The sequence below is a fragment of the Humitalea sp. 24SJ18S-53 genome (assembly GCF_050632385.1).
GTDB lineage: Bacteria > Pseudomonadota > Alphaproteobacteria > Acetobacterales > Acetobacteraceae > Humitalea.
Genome location: NZ_CP192599.1, coordinates 1,474,943 through 1,499,436 on the forward strand (window position 1 = coordinate 1,474,943; position 24,494 = coordinate 1,499,436).

The 24,494-nt window shown below is 69.2% G+C and carries 24 protein-coding genes; 13 read left to right on the forward strand and 11 right to left on the reverse strand.

The window, feature by feature from the left end:
* Positions 1-5 precede the first annotated feature (5 nt).
* Both ACQW02_RS07185 and ACQW02_RS07190 read right to left on the reverse strand, forming a co-directional pair.
* Positions 6-1,070, reverse strand: coding sequence for an ABC transporter ATP-binding protein (locus ACQW02_RS07185; RefSeq protein WP_431284582.1), 1,065 nt, complete (start codon positions 1,068-1,070; stop codon positions 6-8).
* The gene (locus ACQW02_RS07190; protein ID WP_431284583.1) at positions 1,070-2,236 is read right to left on the reverse strand and encodes a M24 family metallopeptidase; all 1,167 of its coding nucleotides are present in this window, start codon (positions 2,234-2,236) and stop codon (positions 1,070-1,072) included. The genes ACQW02_RS07185 and ACQW02_RS07190 overlap by 1 nt, the downstream gene beginning before the upstream one ends.
* A gap of 112 nt (positions 2,237-2,348) precedes the next feature.
* Here ACQW02_RS07190 and ACQW02_RS07195 point away from each other — a divergent pair, with 112 nt between their 5' ends.
* The 9 genes from ACQW02_RS07195 to ACQW02_RS07235 all read left to right on the forward strand — a co-directional run bounded on the left by ACQW02_RS07195 (position 2,349) and on the right by ACQW02_RS07235 (position 10,221).
* Positions 2,349-3,224: a LysR substrate-binding domain-containing protein gene (locus ACQW02_RS07195; RefSeq protein ID WP_431284584.1), complete on the forward strand. Its 876-nt coding sequence runs from the start codon at positions 2,349-2,351 to the stop codon at positions 3,222-3,224.
* Between the two features lie 243 nt (positions 3,225-3,467).
* A complete protein-coding gene (locus tag ACQW02_RS07200; RefSeq protein WP_431284585.1) occupies positions 3,468-3,617 on the forward strand; it encodes a hypothetical protein in 150 nt (49 codons plus the stop codon).
* A 12-nt stretch (positions 3,618-3,629) separates the two neighbouring features.
* Positions 3,630-4,607, forward strand: coding sequence for a Bug family tripartite tricarboxylate transporter substrate binding protein (locus ACQW02_RS07205; protein ID WP_431284586.1), 978 nt, complete (start codon positions 3,630-3,632; stop codon positions 4,605-4,607).
* A 15-nt stretch (positions 4,608-4,622) separates the two neighbouring features.
* A complete protein-coding gene (locus ACQW02_RS07210) occupies positions 4,623-5,297 on the forward strand; it encodes an RraA family protein (protein ID WP_431284587.1) in 675 nt (224 codons plus the stop codon).
* A 93-nt stretch (positions 5,298-5,390) separates the two neighbouring features.
* Positions 5,391-5,522, forward strand: a complete 132-nt coding sequence (locus ACQW02_RS07215; RefSeq protein WP_431284588.1) for a hypothetical protein — start codon at positions 5,391-5,393, stop codon at positions 5,520-5,522.
* Between the two features lie 48 nt (positions 5,523-5,570).
* Positions 5,571-6,332 carry a 2-keto-4-pentenoate hydratase gene (locus tag ACQW02_RS07220; protein ID WP_431284589.1) on the forward strand — a complete coding sequence of 254 codons (762 nt, stop codon included), beginning with the start codon at positions 5,571-5,573 and terminating at the stop codon, positions 6,330-6,332.
* 34 nt (positions 6,333-6,366) lie between these two features.
* A complete protein-coding gene (locus ACQW02_RS07225; protein WP_431284590.1) occupies positions 6,367-7,398 on the forward strand; it encodes an ABC transporter substrate-binding protein in 1,032 nt (343 codons plus the stop codon).
* A 16-nt stretch (positions 7,399-7,414) separates the two neighbouring features.
* Positions 7,415-8,536 carry an ABC transporter ATP-binding protein gene (locus tag ACQW02_RS07230; RefSeq protein ID WP_431284591.1) on the forward strand — a complete coding sequence of 374 codons (1,122 nt, stop codon included), beginning with the start codon at positions 7,415-7,417 and terminating at the stop codon, positions 8,534-8,536.
* On the forward strand, positions 8,533-10,221 hold the full coding sequence (locus tag ACQW02_RS07235; protein ID WP_431284592.1) for an ABC transporter permease: 1,689 nt from the start codon (positions 8,533-8,535) through the stop codon (positions 10,219-10,221). The genes ACQW02_RS07230 and ACQW02_RS07235 overlap by 4 nt, the downstream gene beginning before the upstream one ends.
* Positions 10,222-10,268: 47 nt before the next feature.
* Here the strand turns inward: ACQW02_RS07235 and ACQW02_RS07240 are convergent, their stop codons facing one another.
* Genes ACQW02_RS07240 through ACQW02_RS07250 form a run of 3 tightly spaced genes read right to left on the reverse strand, consistent with a single transcriptional unit; the run spans position 10,269 to position 13,811 of the window.
* The gene (locus ACQW02_RS07240) at positions 10,269-11,495 is read right to left on the reverse strand and encodes an MFS transporter (RefSeq protein WP_431284593.1); all 1,227 of its coding nucleotides are present in this window, start codon (positions 11,493-11,495) and stop codon (positions 10,269-10,271) included.
* A 15-nt stretch (positions 11,496-11,510) separates the two neighbouring features.
* On the reverse strand, positions 11,511-12,860 hold the full coding sequence (locus ACQW02_RS07245; RefSeq protein WP_431284594.1) for an NRAMP family divalent metal transporter: 1,350 nt from the start codon (positions 12,858-12,860) through the stop codon (positions 11,511-11,513).
* Positions 12,861-12,881: 21 nt separating this feature from the next.
* Positions 12,882-13,811, reverse strand: coding sequence for a dihydrodipicolinate synthase family protein (locus tag ACQW02_RS07250; RefSeq protein ID WP_431284595.1), 930 nt, complete (start codon positions 13,809-13,811; stop codon positions 12,882-12,884).
* 116 nt (positions 13,812-13,927) lie between these two features.
* On the opposite strand from ACQW02_RS07250, the gene ACQW02_RS07255 reads away from it, so the two are divergent.
* Positions 13,928-14,800: a DMT family transporter gene (locus tag ACQW02_RS07255; protein WP_431284596.1), complete on the forward strand. Its 873-nt coding sequence runs from the start codon at positions 13,928-13,930 to the stop codon at positions 14,798-14,800.
* Between the two features lie 83 nt (positions 14,801-14,883).
* Here ACQW02_RS07255 and ACQW02_RS07260 read toward each other — a convergent pair whose 3' ends face one another.
* The 5 genes from ACQW02_RS07260 to ACQW02_RS07280 all read right to left on the reverse strand — a co-directional run bounded on the left by ACQW02_RS07260 (position 14,884) and on the right by ACQW02_RS07280 (position 19,827).
* Positions 14,884-15,408 carry a hypothetical protein gene (locus tag ACQW02_RS07260; RefSeq protein ID WP_431284597.1) on the reverse strand — a complete coding sequence of 175 codons (525 nt, stop codon included), beginning with the start codon at positions 15,406-15,408 and terminating at the stop codon, positions 14,884-14,886.
* Positions 15,409-15,852: 444 nt separating this feature from the next.
* On the reverse strand, positions 15,853-16,569 hold the full coding sequence (locus ACQW02_RS07265; protein ID WP_431284598.1) for a PIG-L deacetylase family protein: 717 nt from the start codon (positions 16,567-16,569) through the stop codon (positions 15,853-15,855).
* A 66-nt stretch (positions 16,570-16,635) separates the two neighbouring features.
* Positions 16,636-17,586, reverse strand: a complete 951-nt coding sequence (locus tag ACQW02_RS07270) for a LysR substrate-binding domain-containing protein (protein ID WP_431284599.1) — start codon at positions 17,584-17,586, stop codon at positions 16,636-16,638.
* Between the two features lie 15 nt (positions 17,587-17,601).
* Positions 17,602-18,573, reverse strand: a complete 972-nt coding sequence (locus ACQW02_RS07275) for a tripartite tricarboxylate transporter substrate-binding protein (protein ID WP_431284600.1) — start codon at positions 18,571-18,573, stop codon at positions 17,602-17,604.
* Between the two features lie 66 nt (positions 18,574-18,639).
* Positions 18,640-19,827, reverse strand: a complete 1,188-nt coding sequence (locus ACQW02_RS07280; protein ID WP_431285871.1) for an FAD-dependent oxidoreductase — start codon at positions 19,825-19,827, stop codon at positions 18,640-18,642.
* Between the two features lie 237 nt (positions 19,828-20,064).
* On the opposite strand from ACQW02_RS07280, the gene ACQW02_RS07285 reads away from it, so the two are divergent.
* On the forward strand, positions 20,065-20,898 hold the full coding sequence (locus tag ACQW02_RS07285; RefSeq protein WP_431284601.1) for a chromate resistance protein ChrB domain-containing protein: 834 nt from the start codon (positions 20,065-20,067) through the stop codon (positions 20,896-20,898).
* Positions 20,899-21,152: 254 nt separating this feature from the next.
* Here ACQW02_RS07285 and denD read toward each other — a convergent pair whose 3' ends face one another.
* Positions 21,153-22,139: a D-erythronate dehydrogenase gene (gene denD / locus ACQW02_RS07290; RefSeq protein WP_431284602.1), complete on the reverse strand. Its 987-nt coding sequence runs from the start codon at positions 22,137-22,139 to the stop codon at positions 21,153-21,155.
* Positions 22,140-22,232: 93 nt separating this feature from the next.
* Here denD and ACQW02_RS07295 point away from each other — a divergent pair, with 93 nt between their 5' ends.
* Together ACQW02_RS07295 and ACQW02_RS07300 are read left to right on the forward strand one after the other, a co-directional pair.
* A complete protein-coding gene (locus tag ACQW02_RS07295) occupies positions 22,233-23,396 on the forward strand; it encodes a diaminopropionate ammonia-lyase (RefSeq protein ID WP_431284603.1) in 1,164 nt (387 codons plus the stop codon).
* Between the two features lie 56 nt (positions 23,397-23,452).
* Positions 23,453-24,448: a Bug family tripartite tricarboxylate transporter substrate binding protein gene (locus ACQW02_RS07300; protein ID WP_431284604.1), complete on the forward strand. Its 996-nt coding sequence runs from the start codon at positions 23,453-23,455 to the stop codon at positions 24,446-24,448.
* Positions 24,449-24,494 lie beyond the last annotated feature (46 nt).

Consider the following 24,494-nt stretch of genomic DNA (forward strand, 5'->3'; position numbering starts at 1 on the left):
TTTCGTCATTGCGGGCCGGGGAGGGGGAAGATCCGGCCGGTCTTGGGATGAAAATGCAGGCTGGCGGCATCGCCCGGCCGCCAGAGAGGCCCGGCGGCACCGGCCTCGACCATGATGCGATGGCCCGCCGCTTCGACCAGGACACTCTGGCGCGGGCCGCCGAATGCGGCTTCCAGAACGCGGCAGGGTTCCCCATCGGGCGTGCCGGCGGCGTGCAGGGTCATGTGTTCCGGCCTGATCGCCAGGACATGGCCGTCCCGCGGCGCGGCGCTGTCCTCGGCCAGCACCTTGGCCAGGTCCGAGGTGAAGCCGCGCAGTCGGCCACCCGCGATGGGCAGGAAATTGCTGCGGCCGATGAAGCCGGCGACAAAGGCATCCGCCGGTGCGCGATAGAGTTCGGCCGGCGTGCCGAGTTGGCAGAGGCGCCCCTCGTTCAGCAAGGCCACGCGGTCCGCCATGGACAGCGCCTCCTCCTGGTCATGCGTCACCAGGATGATGGTGGCGCCCAACTCCCTGTGCAGCAGGCGGATTTCCATCTGCATGTGTTCGCGCAGCTTCTTGTCGAGCGCGCTCATCGGCTCGTCCATCAACAGCACGGCGGGGCGGAAGATCATCGCGCGCGCGATGGCGACGCGCTGCTGCTGGCCGCCGGAGAGTTGATCCACGCCGCGCGCGCCATAACCCTCCATCTTGACCAGCGCCAGGGCCTCATTCACGCGACGGGCAATCTCCGCCGCCGGGACGCCGCGGCGACGCAGGGAATAGGCCAGGTTCTCGGCGACGCTCATGTGCGGGAACAGCGCATAGCGCTGGAACACCATGCCGATGTCGCGCTGGTGCGGCGGCAGCCGGTCGATGCTGCGCCCGCCGATGCGGATGCTGCCGGAATCCGCGGCCTCGAAACCCGCCACGGCCATCAGGATGGTCGTCTTGCCCGATCCGCTTGGCCCAAGCAGCGCCATGAACTCCCCGGGGCGGACCGTGAGGGAGACACGATCGAGTGCGACGACCTTGCCGAAGCTCTTGCTGAGCGCCTCGATCTCGACGGACTGGCCAGCCCCCTCCGCCATCACGCCTCCGCCAAGGCGTGGAGCGGCAGGTCGTGGTCGAGGGCGGAGAGGCGCTCCGGCGCCCCTTCGGTGACGATGAAGGTTTCGCCGAGGCACATGGCGAGGTTCGTCTCGCTGTCGAGCAGGATCATGTGCATGAACACCACCATGCCGGGTTCCAACGGCACCGCGTTGCCGGCGAAGATCATCGGCCATTCCATCCAGGTCGGCGGATAGGAAACGCCGAGGCTGTAGCCGCAGGCATTGAGGCGTGCGTGGCGATAGCCGTGTCGGTCGAGCACGCTGGCATGGGCGTCGAACAGGTCGCCATAGGTATGGCCGGGGCGCAGCACAGCCTGGCAGGCGGCCAGTGCCTCGATATTCGCCGCATGCATGCGGCGCTGCGCCGGGCTGGCCGTGCCCGTCAGCGCCGTGCGCATCAGGGCCACGTGGTAGTGCCGGTAGGCGGCGGCGAATTCGATATTCACCTGGTCCTGGGCCGCGATCCGCCCCTTGCCGGTGAAGTAGCGGCAGAGCAGCGCATTGTCGCCGGCACCGCAGACGAAGCGCCCCGCCGCCGGGTCGCCGCCCGCGCGGATCACCGTCGCGTAGATCTCCGCCAGGATGTCGGATTCTGAATTGCCGGGCAGGCAGGCGGCATGGGCACGACGCCAGGCCTCGTCCGCGATGCGTCCCGCTTGCCGCACATAGGCAAGCTCGGCCGGCGACTTCACCACGGCGAAGGAGGCGATGAGGGTGGAGGCATCCTCCAGCCCCACATCCGGCGCGAAGGCGGCTTCCAGCAGCCGCCCGCGCTGCGCGTTCAGGGTGACGGAGGCGAATTCAACGCCGATGCGGTCGCCGGCGCCGATGCGCGGGCCCAGCGCCTCACGCAGGGTCACGGCCGGGTTCGCGCCAGCCGCATCCACCCAGAGGCGCACATCCTCGATGATGGAGGTCAGCTTCGCCTGGCGCACATCCGAGGAGCGCGTGAGCAGCATCATCTCGCCATTGGCGCCGAGCCAGAGGCACTGGAACTGCGAATAGCCGGCCGTGTCGTAGCCGGTGAGCCAGTACATGCTCTCCTGCCGGAAGACGAGCAGGCCGGCCAGGCCATCGGCGCGCAGGCGCTGCGTCACGCGTGCGATGCGTGCCTTGAATTCAGCCGGTTCGAAATGCAGCGCCATGTTGCGCGCGGTCCTTAAATGTGTGGCGCCGAGTGTGGCCTATTGCAGCGCAACGCATGAATGAATTATGTGATGACATATGAATTCCGCTCATGCAATTGGCCAGCTCCCCATGAGCGCGCTGCGCTGCTTCGAGAGCTTCGCCCGCCTGGGGGATATCGCGCAGGCCGCCCGCGAGCTTGGCATCACGCCATCCGCGGTCAGCCATCAGTTGCGGGGGCTGGAAGGCCTGCTTGGCGCCCGCCTGACGGAGCGGCGCGGCCGGCGCCTGGGCCTGACCAGCGAAGGCCGGGGCTATTTCGAGGCGGTCAGCCCCGCCTTCACCCTGCTCCAGCGTGCCACCACCCAGCTTCGCCAGAACCGCCTGCCGCGGCGCGTGACCATCAGCGCATTGCCGCTGCTGGCGAATGGCTGGCTGCTGCCGCGCCTCGGCCGCTTCATGGCGCTGCACCCGAAGGTCGAGATCCAGGTGCAATATGCGCGCTATCGCAATTATGCGAGTGACGCGGCCGATCTTTCGCTGCGCTTCGGTGCCGGAGACTGGCCTGGCTACGTCAGCGAGGTGCTGTTCCCGGGCGGCGCCTTTCCGGTCGCCAGCCCGGCGGTCGCCGCGCGCCACGGTCCCTTCCGAACGGCCGCCGATTTTCTGCGCGCGCCACTGATCCATGATGGCAGCACGGAGCAATGGGCGAGTTGGCTGGATGGCGCGGGTGCCCCGCCGACAGCACCGCTGCGCGGCATGGTTTGCGAGGATGGGCTGCTCACGCGCACGGCGATGCTGGCCGGCATCGGCGTCGCCCTGACGCGCCCGCTGCTCATCGAGCAGGAACTGCGCGCGGGACATCTGGTACAGTTATCGGAGCATGGCATCAGGGACGGGCAGGACTACTATCTCTGCCTCCGCGCCGATCAGGATTTGCCGCCGGCGGTGCATCAGCTCGCCGCCTGGCTGCGGTCGCCAACGGCAGGGCGCGCGCCAAGGGACTGATCCGCCATTTGCCGAGTTCTGCAACTGTGACTGCGCTGATCGATTTTCAGAACGAACCTGAACCGCAACGGACGCAAGCGCCTCCCCGAACGGGCTTGCCTATTAGATCAATCTAATGTTGGATCGCCCCAACGCTCCGGTAAGGGCGAATTGGAGGGATCCAAGCATGCTTCGACGGCGAAGCCTTGCTCTGGCAGGGCTGGCAACGACCTTGGCCGCGCCCCGCGCCGGGGCAGTGCCATCATGATGATCATCGACCCGACAGCCGCCTTCGAAGCGCTCGCCGATCCCGGTGTCCTGCATGTTGTGACCGGCAGGGCGCGGCAGCAGGCCTTCGTCATGAATGACGCGACACCGCGCGCATTTTGGCAGCGCCGCCCCTGGCGCGAATAAGGAGTCATCGCCATGCGTTTCTCCCGTCGCCGTCTCCCGGCGCTGCTGCTCGGCAGCGCGGCACTCGCACGCCCCGCCCTGGCGCAGCCCGCCTGGCCAAGCAGGCCGATCCGGATGATCGTCGCCTTCGCCCCCGGCGGCGCCACCGACATCATGGCGCGCCTTGTCGCCGCACGGCTGCAGGCCGAACTCGGCCAGGCCGTGGTCGTGGAAAACCGGGCCGGCGCCTCCGGCATCATCGGCACGGAGGTCGCGGCGCGCGCCGCACCCGATGGCTATACCCTGCTGATGGGCTCCATCACCACGCATGCCGTGAACGTGCCGATGTATGGCACGCGCCTGAGTTACGATCCGGTGCGCGACTTCGCCGCGGTCACGCGGGTTTCGACAGGATACAACCTGCTGGTCGTGCATCCCTCGCTGCCGGTGCAAAGCGTCGCGGATCTGATCGCGCTCGCCAAGGCGCGGCCGGGTGCTCTCGCCTATGGCCATGGCGGCAACGGCACATCGACCCACCTGGCCGGGGAGATGTTCAAGGCACAGGCCGGCATCGACGTGCTGACCGTGCCCTTCCGCAGCACATCGCCGGCGACGGCGGCGCTGTTGGCCAACGAGATTCAGATCATGTTCGACACCTCCACCTCCGCACTACCGCTGGCGCGCCAGGGCAGCGTGCGGCTGCTGGCGACCTGTGCGCCGCAGCGCAGGCCCGGCATGCCGGATGTCCCCGCGGTGGCGGAGACATTGCCCGGCTTCGAGATGAGCACATGGAGCGGCATCTTCGCGCCGGCCGGAACGCCCCCGGCCATCATCGCGCGGGTCGATGCCGCGACGCGCATCGCCATGCGCGACCCGGAGATGCTCGCCCGCTTCGAGCAGCTCGGCAACGAGCCCTTCGACGCCGGCCCGGAGGAATTCGCCGCCTTCGTGCGGACCGAGATCGTCAACTGGACCCAGATCGTGCGCAACGCACGCATCACGGCCGAATAGAGCAGGACGCAGCACATGACCGTCGGATTTAGAATCAAGGCCGAGTTTACGCGTGTGGATGCGGGCCTGGCGCAGCGCGCGGCGGCGATACCCGCGGCGAATATCGGCGACGTGGTCAACCGCATGCAGTCGATGCGCGGCGGCTTCAAGGCCTATGGCGGTCGCCGCGTCGTGGCTGGCCCCGCCCTGACCGTGCGTGCACGGGCGGGCGACAACCTGATGATGCACGAGGCGCTGGACCTCGCCCAACCGGGTGACGTGGTGGTGTGCGACGCCGGTGGCGACTTCGGCACCGCGATCATTGGCGACATCATGGCGCGCCACGCCGCCAAGCGCGGTATCGCCGCCCTGATCATCGACGGCGCCGTGCGCGATATCGCGGGCCTGGCGGAACTGCACCTCGGCGTCTGGGCGCGCAGCGTGACACCCGCCGGGCCGTACAAGGATGGCCCGGGTGAGATCGGCTATCCCGTCTCCTGCGGCGGCCTCGTCGTCATGCCGGGCGATCTGATCACCGCCGATGAAGATGGCATCGTGGTGGTCCCGCGCGAGGATGCGGCCGTGGTCGTGGCGGCAGGCGAGGCGCATTCGCGGAAGGAACATGACATCATCCGCGGCATCGATGAGGGCCGTGCCGATCGCGAATGGGTCGGCCAGCTGCTGAGCACCAAGGGCGTCACCAGGGTCTAGCTGCCGTCAGGGCCGCCATGCGCCCACGCCGCGGGCTGGCGCGGGCGCATGCGGTGTCCGGCCAGTCCCTTCACGCCGCAGGAGGTCTTGCAAATGGTCAACCGCATCTGCGCCTTGCCCGCCGTCGCCGCGCGCCTGACCGTGCTGGGCCTGCGTTTCCAAGCGCAGGGCCTCGACGCGTGGGGGCGCGGCGTCGCGCCGACCATGCCGTGTGCGGCTCGCTGATCCGCGAGTCGGGACTGCGACCGGCCTGAGCAAAAAGGGAGAAGGACCATGTCCGCCAACGCCGCCGATCAGGCCGCACGGCTGCTCTTGGACGTCCGCGGTGGCGGGTCCCGGCTGGCGAAACTGCCGGACGGCCTCCAGCCCGCCACCATCGCGCAGGCCTATGCCATCCAGGATGCCGTCAATCTCGCGCTCGGTCCCGTCGCGGGCTGGAAGGTCAGCCCGCTGCGCGGCACCGACCCGCCCAATTGCGCGCCCATCGGCGCCGCGCTGATCCACGCATCGCCCGCGCGCCTGGCGTCCGGCGCCTTGCCGGGCGCGGAGATCGAAGGCGAGGTCGCCGTCACCCTCGGCCGCGACCTGCCGCCGCGCGCGACGCCCTATGGGCCCGATGACCTGGGTGCCGCGATCGCCTCCGTCCACCTGGCCGTCGAGGTCCTGAGTTCCCGCTTCCAGGACCGCAAGGCCGTGCCGCCGCTTGGCGTGGTCGCCGACAGCCAGGGCAATGCCGCGGTGGTGCTTGGGCCGGCGCGCGGCGATTGGCGGGATCTGGAACTCGGCGGCGTGGCCATGCGGTTGCTGGTCGGTGGTGCCGAGGTCGCGTCGGTCGCGGGCGGCGCCGACACCGCCAATGTGCTCGCCTCGCTCGCCTGGCTCGCCAACCACGCCGCGGCGCGCATGGGCGGGTTGCGGCGGGGCGACGTCGTGATCACCGGCGCGCGCGCCGGCCCCCGCCCAATAGGCCTGGGTGCCACGACGGTGGTGGCCGATGCCCCGGACCTTGGCCGTGTCGAGATCGCTTTCGACTAGTCCTACGCATCAAGCAAGAACGGAGGAACGTCCGATGACCAAGATCACGCGACGCCTGACCCTGACCACCGCCGCCATCCTTGCCGCAGCCGCCCCGCGCCTGAACGCCTGGGCCGCCGACCCGACGCCGGAGGAGGTCGCCGCGGCGGCCCGGCGCGAGGGCCGGCTGATCATCTACACCTCCTCGGTCGATGCCGACATGCAGAAGCTGTCCGCGGGCTTCGAGCGGACCTACCCGGGCATTCGCGTCGAGTGGATCCGGCAGCCCTCGACCACCGTGTTCAACCGCTTCGTGGGGGAGGTCGAGGCCGGTGTGGTCCAGGCCGACCTGCTCTACACCGCCTCCACCGCGCTGTTCCAGGAACGGCCGGAGCTGTTTCGCCCGCTGACGCCGGCCATGCTGCCGAACATGGGCGCCGATGCGGCGGTGCGGGCGAAGAACGCGGTCTATGTGATCGACGCGGTCAGCCCGCATGTCGTCTCCTACAGCACGCGGACCGTCACGCCGCAGGACCTGACGCAATTGCGCAGTTGGCGTGACCTGACCAATCCGCGTTGGCGGGGCAAGATCGCGCTGGTCGATCCGAAGATCTCCACGAACATCACATCCTGGCTGCTGGTGATGCGCGACACCTACGGCGCCGACTGGGTGCGCGCCTTTGGCCAGAACGGCATCCAGGTGGTCGGCACCGGCACCGCCGGGGTGCAGCAGGCTGTCGCCGGCGCCTACCAGCTCGTCGTGCCGACCGTGCTGTCGCACAGCGCGGAACTGCGGGCGCGGCGCGCGCCCTTGGGCATCCTGCAACCCGAAGGCCCCGCGCATGGGCTGGAGAACGGCGCCGCCATCCCGGTGCGGTCCAACCACCCGAACGCGGCGCTGTTGTGGACCAACTGGAAGTTCAGCCGAGAGGCGCAGAACCTCATAGCAAGCATGGGCCTGGTCGCCGTCAAGCCGGTGGATGACCCGAACGCGCCGAAGCTGTCGCCGAACCACATCGGTTCGAACGACACGATCTCCGTGGCGCTGCAGCGGGAGTTGATCGAGCTCGTCGGCCTGCGTTCTTGACCGCGCCCCGCAAGCCATGAGCCCGCGGATCGAGGTCATCGACCTGACCAAGACCTATCGCCGCGACGGGGGGGAGGTCATCACCCCCGTCGACCACGTCAGCCTGGACGTCGGCGCCGACGAACTGGTCGTGCTGCTGGGGCCGAGCGGTTGCGGCAAGACGACGCTGCTGCGCTGCGTCGCGGGGTTGGAGCGGCCGGATCGCGGGACCATCGTGATCGATGGCCGCACCGTGTTCTCATCGGACAAGGGGATCTGGGAGCCGACCGAACGGCGCCAGATCAGCATGATCTTCCAGTCCTTCGCGCTATGGCCGCATATGACGGTCTTCGAGAACGTGGCCTATCCCCTTCGCTGCCGCCGCACGTCCGAGACCGAGATTGGCCGCCGCGTGGCGGAGGCGCTGGCCACCGTGGGCATCGGCGGGCTGGGCGCGCAGCATCCCGGCCGGATCAGCGGCGGGCAGCAGCAGCGCGTGGCGCTGGCCCGCGCCCTGGTGGCGGGATCCAACGTCGTGCTGTTCGACGAACCGCTGTCGAATGTCGATGCCCAGGTGCGCGCCCAGCTTCGCTTCGAACTCAAGGTCATGCAGAAGCGCATCGGCTTCTCCGGCCTCTACGTCACGCATGACCAGACCGAGGCGATGGAACTCGGCCATCGCGTCGCCGTGCTGGAACACGGGCGCATCGCGGCCCTGGGCCGGCCGCGCGAGATCTACGAGAATCCCGAAAGCGAATACGTCGCGGGTTTCGTCGGCACCGCGAATATCTGGCCCGGCCGGATCGTCGGCACGGATGCGACGATGGTCGGCATCGAGACCCCGGCGGGGCTGCTGCACGCCTCGCGCGCGCATCTCAGCAAGGTGGATGGCCTGCGCGGCGGCGACCTCGTCTCCGTGGTGATCCGGCCGGAGCAGATCCGGCTCGCGCGCGGCCTGCCCGATGACGCCCCCAACAGCCTGGCCGCACGGGTCGAGGCCAGTCTCTTCGCCGGCCCGCATACCGAGGTCGTGGTCCGCGCCGGCGACCTCAGCGCCCGCATCTGGTCGCATGACGCGCTGCTCGACCTGGAGGACGACGAAGCGGTCTGCATCGTCATCGCCCCGGAACGCATCCGCGTCGTGCCGCGCGCCGCATGATCGCGACTGCGCGCGCATGGCTGCCGCGGCCCTATCTCGCCGTCACCTGGGTGGCGATCGCGGTGCTGGCCTTCCTGATCGTCTATCCGCTTGGCCGGATGCTGGTCCGTACCTTCCTGGTCGACGGCCAGTTGGTGCTGTCGCCGGCGGCAAAGCTCTTCGCCGAACCATGGCTGCCGATCGTGCTGATGAACACCGCCATCGTGGTGGTCAGCAGCACCGTGCTGGCCGTGCTGATGGGCGGCGTGCTGGCCTGGATCAACGAACGCACGGATGCCAACCTTGGCGCCTGGGGCTTCATCCTGCCAATCATCCCGCTGCTGATCCCCAACGTGGCGCTGGCCATCGGCTGGGTCTTTGTGGCCGCGCCCAATGTCGGCTTCCTGAACGGCATGCTGGCTGCCCTGCCGGCGCCCTTCGACGCGATCCAGACCAATATCTACTCTTGGCCCGGGCTGATCTTCGTCTACAGCCTGAACGGGGTGCCCTTCGTCTACCTGATCCTGTCGGCAGCCTTCCAGAACCTCGACCCGGCGCTGGAGGAAGCCTCGCGGGTCAGCGGGGCAGGGGTGGGTCGCACGCTGCTGCGTATCTCGCTGCCCGCGATCGGGCCGTCGATCCTCGCCTCCGCGATCCTCGTGGTGATCAACAGCATGGGCGTCTATTCGATCCCCGCGATCATCGCGACCAATGCGCGGATCGACCTGTTGACCACGCGCATCGTGGCCATGCTGACCAAGGACTACCCGCCGAACCTGGTCGAGGCGCAGATGCTCGGCTTCCTGATGCTGGCGCTGGTCGCCGTGCTCTGGTGGGTGCAGACGCGGGCCGCCAAGGCCGGGCAGTTCGTCACGATCGGCGGCAAGGCCTCGGGCTCGTCGCGGCTGCCGCTCGGCCCCTGGCGCTGGCCGGCGCGCGGCCTGCTGATCGGCTTCATCGCGGCATCCTGCATCATCCCGGCAACGGCCCTGCTGCTGGTCGCGTTGCAGCCGTTCTGGACGCCCAGCATCGACCTGTCGGAACTGAACCTGCACAATTTCAATGAGGTCCTGTTCGTCAACCGGATGACCGGCAATGCCTTCCGCAACAGCCTGTCCCTGGCCGGCACGGGGGCGACGCTGGGCCTGGCGATCGCCGTGCTGGCCGCGATCCAGGTGGCCCACCGCCCCGGCCTGTTCAGCCGCGCGGTGGATTTCCTGACGCGGGCGCCGGCCGCCTTTCCGAACCTGGTCATCGCCATCGGCTTCCTGGTCTCGTTCAGCGGCGCGCCCTTCTACCTGTCCGGCACGGCGCTGATCCTGCTGCTGGCGCTGATCGTGATGTACCTGCCCGCGGGCGCCATCGCCGCCAATGCGGCGATCACGCAGGTTGGCCGCGACCTGCGCGAGGCCTCGCACATCAGCGGCGCTGGTGAGGGACGCACCATCGCCAAGGTGGTGCTGCCGCTGGCACTGTCCGGGATCGTCGCGGGCTGGACCATCGTCTTCGTGCACATGATGGGCGACCTGTCGGCGGCGGCGCTCCTTGCGGGGCTGCGCAACCCCGTCATCGGCTTCGCGATCCTGGAGATCTGGGAAACCGGCAGCTTTGGGCTGCTGGCGGCCTTTTCGATCATCATGTGCCTGGTCAATCTGACCGTGGTCGGCACGATGATGCTGGTCGCGCGGCACATTCGCCGACGCTGACCTGGCGGGGCCTGGCAAGGCGCGGATGGGCGATGCGGTGCGCCCTGCTACACCGCCGCGGGCGGTCGGCCGGCCCCTTGCCGCCGCAGCACGACCCAGAACCCGACCAGCGACAGGATGGTGAACCCCGCCCCGGCCAGGAAGGTGGCGCGCGGCCCAAACACATCCCACAGCGCACCGGCGACCAGGCTTGCCACCAGCAACGCGGCACCGATGACCAGGTTGAAAATGCCGAAGGCGGTGCCGCGCAGGTCGTCCGGCGCGGTATCGGCGACCAGCGCCGACAGCAGCCCCTGGGTAAACCCCATGTGCAGCCCCCAGAGCGCGACACCCAGGCCCAGCATCGCGATCCGCTCGGCCCAGGCCAGCACCAGGTCGGCGGCGACCAGCAGCAGAAGGCCCACGACCAGCACGCGGCCGCGCCCGCCCGGGCCATCTGCGAGGACCCCGGCCGGATAGGCCGCCAGCGCATAGACCAGGCTCATCACCACCATGACCGCCGGGATCCAGGCCAGCGGCAGGCCGATGTCCTGCGCCTTCAGCACCAGGAAAGCCTCGCTGAAGCGCGCCAGGGTGAAGACGGCAGCGACCGCGACGACGAACCAGAAGGCGGGGGGCAGCCGCGCGATCTCGGCACGATGCAGCGGAAAGCGGACGGGTTTCGCCGTGGCCGGCCGGGTCGGTTCCCGCACGGCGAAAGCCATCAACCCGAAGGCGATGAAGGCCGGAATGACGGCGATCCAGAAGACGGTCGTGAAACTGTCGGCGGTCGCCAGCATCAGCAGGATCGCGAGCAGGGGCCCGACAAAGCCGCCCACCGTATCCAGCGCCTGGCGTAGCCCGAAACTCGCCCCCCGCAGATGGGCGGGGGCGATGTCGGCGATCAGCGCATCGCGCGGCGCGCCGCGGATGCCCTTGCCGATCCGGTCGATGAACCGCGCCCCGACCAGCCAACCGATCGAGGAGGCCAGCGGAAACACCGGCTTGGTGACGGCCGCCAGCCCATAGCCGATCACCGCCAGCAGTTTGCGCTTGCCGAGCCAGTCGGAGAGCGCGCCGGAAAACACCTTGGTCGCGGCGGCGGTGGCCTCGGCCATGCCCTCGATCAACCCGACAGCGAGGGTGGAGGTGCCGAGCACGGTGACCATGTAGATCGGCAGCAGCGCGTGGATCATCTCGGAGGAGATGTCCATGAACAGGGAGACGAGGCCGAGCGCCCATACGCCGCGGGGGATCGCGCGCAGCGTGGCGCGATCCAGCTTCGCCTCAGACATGCGCCGGATTTTCCTTCACCAGGTCCACAGCATCACCCCCACCGCCAGCCCCATCACCGCCGTGCACAACCACCCCATCGCCCAAAGCCCGCGCGACAGCGTGAACGCCCCCATCACATCGCGCCGCATCGCCATCAGCATGATCACCACCATCAGCGGCACCGAGACCACGCCGTTCAACACCGCCGACCAGAACAGCGCGCGGATCGGGTCGATCCCGAAAAAATTGATCGCCGTCCCGGCCAGCGTCGCCGCCGCGATCACGCCGTAGAAAGCCTTGGCATCCAGCGGCAAGCGGTCGAGCCCGGTGGTCCAGCCCGCGACCTCACCCACCGCATAGGCAGCCGACCCCGCCAGCACCGGCACCGCCAGAAGCCCGATTCCGACGATGCCGGCGGCGAAAAGCAGATAGGCGAAATCCCCCGCGATCGGCCGCAAGGCCTCGGCCGCCTGGGCGGAGGTTTGGATGTCGGTCACGCCGTTGGCGTGCAGGGTCGCCGCGGTCGTGATGATGATGAACAGGCTGATCAGGTTGGAATAACCCATGCCCAGGTAGGTATCGGCGCGGATGCGGGCGATTTCCGCCGGGGCCTGGCCGGGGGCCTCGACCAGGGGGCGGGCGATGGCGTCGGTGCGCTCCTCCTGCGCCTCCTGCGAGGATTGCCAGAAGAAGCAGTAGGGCGAGATCGTGGTGCCGAGCACGGCGACGAGGGCGAGCAGGTAGTCGCCGCTCCAGACCAGGCGGGGGACCAGGGTTGCCTGCACGACCTCCCCCCAGGGCACCGTCACGACCAGCGCCACGGCGACATAGGCGAGCAGGGTGACGGCGCTCCATTTCAGGAAGGCGACGTAGCGGGCGTAGCGGGAAAATATCTCCAGACTCATGCAGGCGATGGCGAAGCCCACGACATACAGATGGATCGACCCGCCGATCAGCAGCGCCAGCGCCGCCCCCATGGCGCCGAGGTCGGCGCCGATATTGATGACATTGGCGCCGACCAGCAGCCCGACCACCAGATGCAGCAACGGGCGCGGATAATGGTCGCGCATATTGCCGGCGATGCCCTGCCCGGTGACGCGGCCGATGCGGGCGCTGATTTCCTGGATCGCGCACATCAGCGGGTAGCAGAACAGCATCACCCAGCACATCGCGAAGCCGAAGGCGGCGCCGACCTGGGAATAGGTCGCGATGCCCGACGGGTCGTCGTCCGATGCGCCGGTGATCAGCCCCGGCCCGAGCCGCCCCCAGAACCCCCTGGACCAGAACCCCTTGGCCGGCGGCCTCGGCCGCGCGCGGTGCAGCGCGATGCGGCCGGCCAAGGTGTAGTGGTGGTGGTGCCGGTGGCGGTGGTGGTGGGCGGTCATGCCGGCGCCACGACGGCGCGGCTACTGGTAGGTGCGCCGTTCCAGCCGCCCGATCAGCCATTCGATCTCGGCCACCGCCTCCGGCGACAATTTCGGCCCCGGCGGGCGCAGCGCGGGGGAGGCGATCAGCCCGCGCCGCGCCAGGATGTATTTGCGCACCGCCAGGCCCAGCCCCGGCTGGTGTTCGGTGCGGATCAGCGGCAGATGCGCATCGAACAGGTCATAGGCCGCTTCGCGTTCGCCGGCGGCCAGCATCTCGATCACCTGCACCAGCATCTCCGGATAGGCGTAGCCGGTCATGATGCCATCGGCGCCGCGTTCCATCTCGGTCGGCAGGAACAGCCCGCCATTGCCGCCCAGGATGCTGATGCGGCGCATCCGGCCCGAGGCCGACAGGGCGCGCAGGGCGGTGATCTTGTCCAGGCCCGGCCAGTCCTCGGCCTTCAGCATCACCAGGCGCGGGTCCTCCGCCATGCGGGCGATCATGGCGGCGGTCATCACCACGCCGCTGGCCTGGGGGTAGTCCTGCAGCACATAGGGCACGTCGCTGCCGATCGCGGCGGCGGCCTGGGCGCAATAGGCGATCACCGCCTCATCGCCCTTCAGCCCGGCGGCCGGGCTGAACATGACGCCGGCGGCCCCGGCTGCCATCACGCCCTGGGCCAGGCCGCGCATCATGGCGAAGCCGGGGGCGGAGACGCCGACCACCACCGGGATGCGCCCCGCGACCACCTCCAGCACGCGGCTGACGATGGTCAGCGACTCGGCCTCGGTCAGTTTCGGCGCCTCGCCCATGATGCCGAGCAGGGTCAGGCCGCTGGCCCCCGCCGCGAGGTAGCCATCGGTCATCGTCTCGACACTGCCCATGTCGAGCGCGCCCTCGGCGGTGAAGGGGGTGGGGGCGATGACGAAGACGCCACGGGCGGTTTCGTCGAGCAGGGGGGTCGTCATGACATGCAGCTCCGGCAGTGCTTGCTGTGCCTTGGGTGGGGCACCTTTTCGCCCGGCAACATGGACGCGACACGGCGCTGGCGCCAGATTGGCCGGCACATGACACGCGCCCTTCGTTGACCCCCCCCGCGCCGCCATCCCGGCTGATTCTCGGCATCCTCTGCATGACGACGGCGGGGGTGATGTTTTCCGGCATGGGAGGTATCGCGAAACTTCTGGGCGAAACCTATTCGTCCCTGCAGGTGTCCTGGGCGCGCGCCTTTGTGCACCTGATCTTCCTGGGTGCCGTGTTCCTGCCGCGCGGGGGCATCGCCGTGCTGCGCAGCCGGCGGCCGGGGCTGCAACTGTTCCGCGCGGTGATGCTGACCTGTTCCAACCTGTGCTTCTTCTACGCCGTCACCTTCATCCCGCTGGCCAAGGCGGCGGCCATATCGATGACCGCGCCGCTGATCGTGACCCTGCTGGCCTGGCCGATGCTGGGCGAACGCACCACGCCGTTGCGGCTGGCCGCGGTGATGACCGGGTTCCTGGGCGTGATCGTGGTGATCCGGCCGGGCGGCGAATTGTTCCACTGGGCGAGTTTCTTCGTGATCGGCTCGGCCACGGCCTATGGCGTCTACCAGGTGCTGACGCGCCGGGTGGCGCCCTTCGACCCGCCGACGACGTCGGCGCTCTGGGCGCCGCTGACGGGGGCCTTGGGGTTGCTGGCGGTGCTGCCCTTTGTCTGGATCTCACCGGCCGGGCCGGGGGATATGGCGCTGTTCTTCGGCTGCGGGGCGCTGGGGGCGACAGGGCATTATTTCGTCGCCCGTGCCTTTACCTATGCGCCGGCGAACCTGGTGTCGCCGTTCCAGTATTTTCAGTTGCTGAGCGCGGTGGTGGTCGGCTGGGCGATGTTCGGCAACCTGCCCGATGCCGCGACCTGGGTAGGGGCGGGGGTGATCGTGGTCGCCGGGCTGTGGCTGGGCTGGGCCCAGCGGCGGCGGTAGGGCCCACCGCCGGCCGGCGCCCTGGTTCGTTCGCTGGGCGCTGAAGCGGTTCCAATTTGGCGCTGCAAGGTCGCGGCCCACGGTCAAGCGCCGTGCTGTTTGCCCGGGATCATGCAGGGATAAACGGCTTGGCCTCTTCGCCCAGGCTTGGCCACCAGGCTGTAAAGCCCTTCGAATTCCAGCCAGTTGCGCGCATTGACCGCGGGCCGCGCGCCAAGCCCGGGGACGAAGAGTTGGTACATGAACGTCTCGGGCTGGCCGCGCGCCGCGGTCCATCGATGCGCAGGCCCGTGCTTATCTTGCTGATACACCGTTCGCGGCTTGCCGAACCATGCGCCGAGGTGGATGCCGGGCTTGGGGAAGGCCCGCACGAAGCAATCGGCATCCGTCCATTCGGGGGGGAGTAGCAACTGTTCCCTCACCACGGCCTGTGTGCCGCGCGCGCTTGCGTGAGCGCGCCCCATTAACCATGTAAACATGTCAATGGTGAGCCACCAGGGCGAATTCATATGGTCTTCCCGGCCGAGGGTGAAGCCGCCTTTCCTGAAGCGGCTGAACCGGACCAGAAGGGTGTCTTCCTCGAAGACGCGGAATGCATCGATGCTCATGCCGCCAGTCTGGGCGATGCCGTCGACCGGCAGGTCAGTCGTATCTGGGAGGCGACCCTCCGCACGGAGACGCTGGTCGGCATCTGTCAGGTGATAGGCATTCGTTGGTTGCGGTGGGGGCACCACTCACTCCTTTGCGGTCTCGCAATGTGTGAGTCTTAGCGCCGTGCGGCTACTTGGGAGATCAAAATCCGTAGAGCGGGTCCGCGCGTCACGGTGCCGCATCCAGTGAGCCCGCTGGCCCTCCATGCGCGCATGACGCTGCCAGCACCGCCTGGCTGGGCGCGAAGCACCCGAGGCGCACCCACCACGACGCCATCGTCATCGGCCACGATCACTGCCCGGCGCGGCCCTGCGCCTCATGCAGCGTCGAGACACCGCAGGCGGCCTGGCCATCGACGATAGCGATACCCAGGCGAGGCGGGGCCTTGACGACCCGGCCCATCACCCCAGCGTGTCGACCACATGCGGGAAGACCGCCTCGTAGGCCTCGCCGTAGGTGCAGGTCTTCTCGCTATTGCGCGCGGTCTGGTTGCCGCGGTTCATCGCGGCGCGGGTGTAGTAGTCCCACAGGTGTTCCTGGCCTGCCATGCATTCGATCGCGGCGCGTTTCTGGGCCCAGACGCTGTCGATCGACAGGAAGACATTGGGCTTCCACTCCGACCGTTCCGGCTGGTGCGGTTCGTACAGGTAGACCTGCGGCGCGCCGATCACCTTTTGCTCGGGGTTGTGGCCATGGGCCTGGGCGATGACGCGGGCGTGCTGGGCGAACTCGGTCGTCATGGGGTGGTCGAAATTATACGGGTCCTTGCGCGAATGGCTCATGACGAAGGACGGGCGGATCGTGCGGTAGACATCGACCAGGCGGAACAGATGGTCGCGCGTCAGCTCCATCGGGTAGTCGCCGATGTCCCAGAACTGGATGTCGTGGACGTTCAGGTGCTTCGCCGCGGCCTCGGCTTCCTTCTGCCGTTCAGCCTTGACCCGTTCCAGCGTCATCCCCGGCAGGCGCCAGAGTTTCGCGCTCTCGCCCCGCTCGCCATAGGACAGGCAGATCACCGTGACCGCAAAACCCTGCGCCGCGTGCAGCGCGATGGCGCCACCGGCGCGCCAGACGAAATCGGCGGAATGGGCACTGACGACAAGGGCGGTCTTGGTCATGGAAGGCTCCGGTGGATTCTTGCGCGGTGTTTGGCGCGGATCGGGGGGATGTGTCCTATCGCTTTGTCAGGGCAGGCTATGCTGCGCCGGCATGGCGTCCAGCGCCGCGACATAGGCGCGCAACGCGTCGCAAAAGGCCTCGGCCGCCGCCGATAGCGGCCGGTCGGCGCGGCGGATCAGCCCGGCGGGCCGGGCGGGGACCGCGACCGGCAAGGGCAGGGGGCGGATGGTGCCGCGCAGCAGGTCGCCCGCCAGCATGTTGCGCGGCATCACCGACACGAGGTCGGTGGTGTGCAGCATCTCGCGGATGAATTCATAGGAGGAGGACCGCAGCGCGTTCGCCTGCGGCAGGCCGAGCAGCGCCAGCAGGGCGTCGATCTCCAGCCCCACGCGCTGGGTCACCGTGGGCAGCACCAGCCCATAGGCTGCGATGCGTTCGGCGGTCGGCGCCTGGCCATCGGCCAGCGGGTGCCCGGCGCGGGCCAGCAGGGCGATGGGCTCGTCATACAGCGTTTCGCGCAGAAACCCGTCCGGCTGCGGCGGGTCGTAGAGGCGCCCGGCGATCAGGTCGATCTCCCCGGCGGCCAGGCGCGGCAACAAATCCTCGGTGCGGCCCTGGACGATGCGCAGCATCAATTCGGGGTGGCGCGCGGTCAGCCGGGCCATGACCCCGGGCAGCATGCCGGCCGCGGCGACCGGCAGCACGCCCAGGGTGAGCGTGCCGCTGGCCGCGACCGCCAGGCCGTCGAGTTCGGCATCCAGACGGCGCAACTCCGCCATGATCTGCCGCGCGGTCGCGATGACGGCGGCACCCGCGGCGGTCGGCCGCACGCCACGGGCATGGCGTTCGAACAGGGGCAGTCCCGCGACATCCTCCGCCTCGGCCAGCGACCGCGACAGCGCGGGCTGGGCGATGCCAAGGGCGGCACTGGCCTTGAGGATGCTGCGCTGGGCGCCGATCGCCTCGACCGCGCGCAGCAGCCGGAGTTTCAGGCGTTGGTCGAGGTGGCGCGCCAAATCATTCCCCCAAAATCATTCCTCTGGACGGAAGCCGGAGGCCGCGACGATCGGGCCCCAGAAATCGCGCTCGGTGCGGATGCGTTCGGCAAAAGCCGTGGGGGTCATGGTCTCGGTGGAAAATTCCAGGCGGGTCAGCACGTCGCGCACCTCGGCGGTCTGCGATGCCGCGACCAGCGCCGCATGCAGCGGGTTCAGCACGGCGGGGGCCGCACCCGCCGGCAGCAGGATGCCGAACCATTCCTGCTGCGTGAATTCGGCAAAGCCGCTTTCGGCAAAGGTCGGCACATCGGGCAGCCGCGCGACCCGCTGCGGCGAGGAGATCGCCAGGATCCGCATCTGCCCGCCGAGGTGAAACGGCGTCGGTTCGGACAGCACGTTGATCCCCGCCGTGATCACCCCCGCCAGCACATCGGTCATCACCGGCGCGCCGCCGCGATAGGGGATGTGGTTCATCGCCAGGCCGGTCTGCCGGGCGAATTGCACGCCCAGGAAATGCGGCATGGTGCCGGGGGAGGGGCTGGCCCAGTCGATCTGCGGCCGGCCACGGCCCCAGGCGATGAACTCGGCCAGCGTCTTCGCCGGGTGATCCGCCCGCACCGTCAGCGCGAAGGGAAAGGCGCAGACCGTGGTGACCGGCGTGAAATCGGTCAGCGCGTCATAGCGCAGCGTCCGGTACAGATGCGGGTAGATGGTCAGCATCGAGGCCGGGGTCTGGATATACAGGCTGCCATCGGCGGGGGCGGCCTTGGCGGCCTCCAGCGCGATACGCCCACCGGCGCCGGGGCGGTTTTCCACGACGATATTCGGCGCCAGCGTGCCGCGCATCTTTTCGGCATAGGTGCGGGCGACGATGTCCGACGACCCGCCCGGCGGCCAGCCGAGCAGCGCGCGCACGGTGCGGCCGGCGGGCTGGGCGAAGGCGGGGCGGGCAAGGGCGGCGGCGCCAAGCGCCATCAACGCGGTGCGGCGTGCGATCTCGGACATGGCTGTTTTCCCCGTTTCGTTGGGGATTAGATGCGGCAGGGCGCGGCGCCGGGCAAGCCGTTTCCGTTATGCGATGGCGGCGGCGGCGGCAAACCCGTCGATCATCGAGGTTTTCAGCAGATGCGCCCGCGCCCGCGCGGGGTCGGCGGCGGTCGCGCGCAATCCGTCCAGCCGCGCCTGGCGGGCGACGGGGTCCTTCTCCTCCAGGTTCTGTTTGTTGGCGATGGTCATGGCCTGCAAAAAGGCCTTGGCGACATGCCGCCGCTGCCGGTCGTAGCGGTCCAGCAGCGTGTCATCCGCGCCCCGCAGCACAGCGCCAAGTTTTTCCGCCGCATTGGCCGCGTCATGGATGCCAAAGTTCATCCCCATGCCGCCGAGCGGATTGTTCACATGCGCCGCATCGCCCGCCAGCAGCACGCGCCCGGCACGAAACGCCGAGGCGACGCGCTGGTGCACCGCATAAAGATTGGTGTGCACCACCTGGTATGGTCCGTCGCGCGGGATCAGCCCCTGCAACCGGCGTTCGGCCGCGACGAAATCCAGCAGCCCGGAATCGTCGGCCGCCGGATCGGTCGGGAAGACGACGCGCCACAGCCCCTCCGGCGTCGTCCCCGGCACCTTGAACAGCGCGCACCATTCGCGCGGGTCGGAGACATAGGAGGAGATCGCGAACCCATCCGCGCCGAAATCATGCGGCGTGGTGATGACCAGGAAGCGCTCCGGATAGGTGAAGCCGTCGAAGCCGATGTTCTGCGACTTGCGCACCACGCTGCGGCCGCCATCCGCGCCGATGAGGTAATCGGCGCGGAGCGTGCCCATGGTGGTCGCGAGGGTCACGCCCGACGCATCCTGCGCCACATCCTGGACCACGGTGCCCCATTTGATCCGCGCATGCGGGAAGGCCGCGAGCTTGTCGATCAGGACTTCGACCAGCTTGTGCTGTTCGCATTGCAGCCGATAGGGAAAGGGCGTGCAGTCGGCCAACTGTCCCAGGTCGAATTCCGCAATCACGCCTTCCTCGCGCCCGCGGAACTGCCAGACGGGGGCGACGATGCCGCGCCTGTGCAGCGCCTCCGTCACGCCGCTTTCGGCGTAGAGTTCCATGGTCGGCGGATGGATCGTCGCGGCCCGCGGATCGGCGAAGGGCATCTGGTGCCGTTCCAGCACGGTCACGGCAATGCCCTGGCGCGCGAGGAACAGGGCGGCCGTCATCCCCGACGGCCCGGCGCCGGCGATGGCGACATGGGGGGCCATGGTCACGCGGCCCCGTGGCCGAAGAATCCGATCGTCGCCCGCCCACCCACTGAATCCGTCACGCCGCGGTCTCCGATATCAAGGCGCCAGTCTATGCCACCGCCATCATCCGTCCAGGCGCACGCGATTGTTGACACCAGCGGGCCAGGGCGTATTCAGATCACCCATGGGGTCCGCGATCGCCCCGTGAGGCGTCAGCCGAATGCATCGCGTCCCCCCATGTCGGAAGGACGCGCCATGTCTGGCCCCACCACCATTTCCATCGACAAATTCGCCCGCCTGATCGGCACCCACACCTGCCCCGCGGTGATCGATGTCCGCACGCCGGAGGATTTCGCCGCCGACCCGCGGCTGATCCCGGGCAGCATCCGCCATGCCCATGCCGACGTCGCCGATTGGGCGCCGGCCTGGCAGGGGCGCAATGCCATCGTCGTCTGCCAGAAGGGTCTGAAACTCAGCCAGGGCGTCGCCGCCTGGCTGCGCCACGCGGGCGCCGAGGCCGAAAACCTGGACGGCGGTTTCGCCGCCTGGGCCGCCGCCGGCCAGTCCCTGGTCCCGGCGGCGCTCATACCCTCACGCGACGCCCTGGGCCGCACACTTTGGGTCACCCGCGCGCGGCCCAAGGTGGATCGCATCGCCTGCCCCTGGCTGATCCGCCGCTTCATCGACCCCTTGGCCGTGTTCCTCTTCGTCTCACCGCCCGAGGTCGCGGCGGTGGCCGACCGCTTTGGCGCCACCCCCTTCGACATCGAGGGACCGGGCGTGTTCTGGAGCCATCGGGGCGAGGACTGCACCTTTGACGTGATGCTCGCCGAATGGGGCCTGGGCGCGGTGCCCGGGCTGGCCCACCTGGCGACCATCGTGCGCGGCGCCGACACGGCGCGACCGGACCTGGCACCGGAAGCGGCGGGGCTGCTGGCAGCCTCACTCGGCCTGTCGCGGATTTTTGGCGACGACCTGGCGCAACTGGATGCCGGAATGGTGCTCTACGACGCCTTCTGGCGCTGGTGCCGCGACGCGACAAACGAGACACACAACTGGACATCGCACACGCCGCGCGTGGGTAAGTAATGGGGAGGGTGGCGCCTTGAGAGAGGCTTCGCCCCTCTCAAACTCTCCCCACCAAGGGGCGGTGACCCCTTGGAACCCACGGGGTTTGGCAGAATAAAGAGAGGGGCGTTATTGGCGTTCCAGTGATCGCGGGTGCTCCATGCCCCTCTCTTTATTCTGCCAATACATCGCGCCGGTCCAGGGGCGGCGGCCCCTGGTTGGGGGAGGTGTGGAGGGGGCGAACAGCCCCCTCCACGGCGCAACCTCCCCGTATCTTACAGCCCGCGTTCCGCCTTCGTCGCCGCCAGGTCCTCGGCGATGAAGGCGCGCAGCAGGGTTTCGACGTCTTCCTGCTGCGAGAAGCCCAGTCTCCGCGCGCGGGTCGCGGCGAATTCGGCGGGCCAGCCGCCGACGATGGCGGCGATGGCGGCATCGGGTTCGGCGCGCACCAGGGCGCGGGCTGCGGGGCCGCCGACGGCTTCCAGGGCGGCCAGCATCTGCCCGGCGGTGACGCGCAGCCCCGGCGGGTTGATGCCGCGGTCGATGCCCAGGGGCCCGGTGTCCATCGCGGCCGCGTGCAGGAACCAGTCGATCGCGCGGTTGGGCGAACAGATCCAGACGCCGAAGCTTTCCGGGACCGGCAGGCTGGTTTGCAGCCCCAGCAGCGGCTCGCGCAGGATGGAGGAGACGAAGGACGACGCCGCCTTGTTCGGCCGCCCCGGGCGCACGATCACCGTCGGCAGCCGCAGCGACACCGCATCCAGCATCCCCCGCCGGCTCGCGTCCTGCAGCAGCAATTCGCCCATGGCTTTTTGGGCGCCGTAGGAATTGCCCGGCAGTTGCCGCGCGTCATCGGCCAGCACGACGTCCTGGCCCCCGCCGAAGGACGCGACCGAGGAGGTGAAGACCACCCGCGGCGGCGTGCGCAGCGCTCGGCAGGCCGCCAGCACCGCCAGGGTGCCATGCAGGTTCACCCGCAGCCCCAGGTCGAAATCCGCCTCGGCCGCGGCGGAAACCACGGCGGCCAGGTGCACCACCAGCCCCGTGCCCTGCGGGATGGCGGCGGCGACCGAGGTGGGGTCCGCGATGTCGCCGGCCAGGCAGCGGATGGGGAAGGCGGCGCCCTGCGGGGCTTTCGGCAGCGCCAGGTCGAACAGGGTCAGCCCGGTGATGGCGCGGTCGCCGAGGTGGCCCGCTTGCGCGAGCCGCGCGGCCAGGCGTGCGCCCAGAAAGCCGGCGCCGCCCAGGATGGTGATCTGCATGTGCCTGCGGCCTCCATATTTTGGGGCATTCTGCCGGGGGTGGCGGCATCGCGCCAGTTGCCCGGGCGGGGGTCCTGGGCCAGGGTCCGCGCCATGACGCCAAAGCATGTCTTCCGCCTGGTCCTGAACAAGGACTACGGCATCCCCGGCACCGTGACCCTGCCCGATGGCGGGTTCCGTCGCGCCAAGGCCGAGATCACATCCTGGCCCGGCTATGCGCCGACGCCGCTGCTGCCGCTGGCCGATTTCGCGGCCGAGGCGGGCGTGGCCGAGGTCTGGTGGAAGGATGAAAGCCAGCGCTTCGGCCTGGGGTCCTTCAAGGCGCTGGGCGGGGCCTATGCCGTGCTGCGCGTGCTGGTGATGGAATTGGCCAAGGCCGGCATCGCCCCCAACGCGACCAGCGCCGACCTGATCGCCGGGCGCTATGCCGAGGCGGTGTCGCGCATCACCATCACCTGCGCGACCGATGGCAACCACGGCCGCAGCGTCGCCTGGGGCGCGCAGCGCTTTGGCGCGGCTTGCATGATCTTCGTCCATCCCACCGTCAGCCAGGGCCGCCGCGACGCCATCGCCGCCTGGGGGGCGGAAGTGCGCGAAGTCCCCGGCAATTACGACGACGCGGTGCGCGCGGCGGCGGAGGCCGCGGCGCTGCACGGCTGGCACGTCGTGTCCGACACCTCCTGGCCCGGCTACACCGAAATCCCGCGCGATGTGATGCAGGGCTATCGGCTGATGGTGGACGAGGCTTGCGACCAATTGGCCGAACCGCCGACCCATGCCTTCATCCAGGCCGGCGTCGGCGGGGTCGCGGCGGCGGTCGCGGCGCATCTGCGCGGCCGCTACCCTGATCGGGCGCTGACCATCGTCGTGGTCGAACCCGAACGCGCCGCCTGTATCGCCGATAGCCTGGAGGCCGGCAAATCGATCACGGTCGGCGGCGACCTCGACACCATCATGGCCGGGCTGGCCTGTGGCGAGCCGAGCCTGCTTGCCTGGCAGGAACTGTCCCGCAGCGCCTGGGCCGCCGTCACCATTCCCGATGCGGCCGCGGCGGAGACGATGCGCGCCCTTGCCCGGCGCGACCCGCCCATCGTGGCCGGCGAAAGCGGCGTCGCGGGGCTGGCGGCGCTGATGCTGGTGACGCAGGTGGAATTCGCGGCGCAGATGCTCTGGCTGCGCCCCAACAGCCGCGTGCTGCTCTTTGGTACCGAGGGCGCGACCGACCCCGATCTTTACGCCAGCATCATCGCCAGTTGACGCCAGGCGCCGCGCGACCGCAGGTTTCCGCAAAACAAACGGGAGCGACGTGCCAAATGACAATGATGATTCCGCGCCGCGGACTGGTCCTTGCGGGTCTTGCCGCCCCGGCGATCGCTCGCGCCCAGACGGCGCCCACCACGGCGCCCGTGTGGCCCACCCAGCCCGTGCGGCTGATCGTGCCCTTCGCCGCCGGCGGCCCGACCGATATCCCGGCGCGTCTGTTCGCCGATCAATTGTCCAACATCCTGCCGCAGCGGGTGATCGTGGAAAACCGCACCGGCGCCGGCGTCGTGGTGGGAACCGAACTGGTCGCCAAATCGCCGAAGGATGGTGCGACCCTGCTCTACAACACCGTCGCCCATTCGGTGCTGCCGGCGCTGTTTCCGCGCCTGTCCTTCGATCCGGTGGCCGATTTCACCCCGGTCGCGCTCTGCGGCATCATCCCGATGCTGATCACGGTCAACAAGGATTTCCCGGCCAATACGCTGCAGGAACTGGTCGCGGTCATCCGGGAAAATCCGGGCAAGTACGATTATGCCAGCAGCGGCAATGGCGGCGCGGTGCACCTGGCGTCGGAGCTTCTGCTGAATCAGGCGGGCGGCTTGCGTGCCAACCATGTGCCCTATCGCGGTTCGGCCGCGGCGATGCCGGATGTGCTGTCGGGGCGGGTGCCGATCCTGGTCGATGTCGCCTCCGGCGCGATCACCTATGTGCAGCGTGGCGAGTTGAAGGCCATTGCCGTCATGGGCACCACCCGCCTGCCGCAACTGGCGACTGTCCCGACGACGGCGGAGGCCGGGATGCCGGGGCTGGTCGCCTCCACCTGGCACATGGTCTTCGCGCCGGCGGGCACGCCCATGCCGATCGTCACGGCGATCAATGCCGCCTTCAACCGGGTGGCCGCGATGCCGGAGGTGCAGCAGCGCCTGTCGGACCTCGCGATGGAATTGAAGGTCGACAGCACGCCCGCAAGCGCCGCCGCCTGGCTGCGCGACGAGACGGCCAAATGGGGCCGCATCGTGCGCGAGGCGAATATCACGGCGAACTGAACCAGGGGCGCGCGGCCCGACTGGCCGCGCGCTGTCCCCGCGAGTC